Origin of the sequence: Bradyrhizobium nitroreducens, from assembly GCF_002776695.1 — a bacterium.
Taxonomy (GTDB): Bacteria; Pseudomonadota; Alphaproteobacteria; order Rhizobiales; family Xanthobacteraceae; genus Bradyrhizobium; species Bradyrhizobium nitroreducens.
Genome location: NZ_LFJC01000003.1, coordinates 8169748 through 8170138 on the forward strand (window position 1 = coordinate 8169748; position 391 = coordinate 8170138).

The 391-nt window shown below is 67.8% G+C and carries 2 protein-coding genes; both read right to left on the bottom strand.

Features of this window, described 5'->3' with window-relative positions; translation table 11 throughout:
• Window positions 1-228: ATP-binding cassette domain-containing protein (locus TSA1_RS39490; protein ID WP_161497312.1), on the bottom strand; the 228-nt coding region annotated here is incomplete at its 3' end.
• A gap of 2 nt (window positions 229-230) precedes the next feature.
• Window positions 231-391, bottom strand: a 161-nt coding sequence (locus TSA1_RS38580) for an iron chelate uptake ABC transporter family permease subunit (protein ID WP_145984444.1), incomplete at its 5' end; no start/stop codon positions are given.

The following is a 391-nucleotide window of genomic DNA, read 5'->3' on the forward strand; positions in this document are numbered from 1 at the left end:
CGCCCGCTCGTCGATCGGAGCATCCAGCAGGTTTGACCCGTTCAGCCGCACGCTGCCGCTGGCCGGTAACAGCCCCGCGAGCACGCGCAGAAGCGTGGTCTTGCCTGCGCCGTTCGGCCCGACCAGTGCAGTGATGCGCCCCTGCTCGATCGGCGGCAGCGAAAGGCCCGCCAGCACCTCACGCCCGCGATAACCTGCCCGTACGTTCTCGATGTCGAGGCCGGCCATTGTCAAATCGTCCTGCGCCGACTGCAGATCAGCGAGAAGAAGACGGGCAGCCCCACCATCGCAGTGACGACCCCGATCGGGAGCAGCACGCCCGGAATGATCGTCTTGGACGCAACCGAGGCCAGCGACATGATGGCCGCCCCGGTCAAGGCGCTGGCCGGCA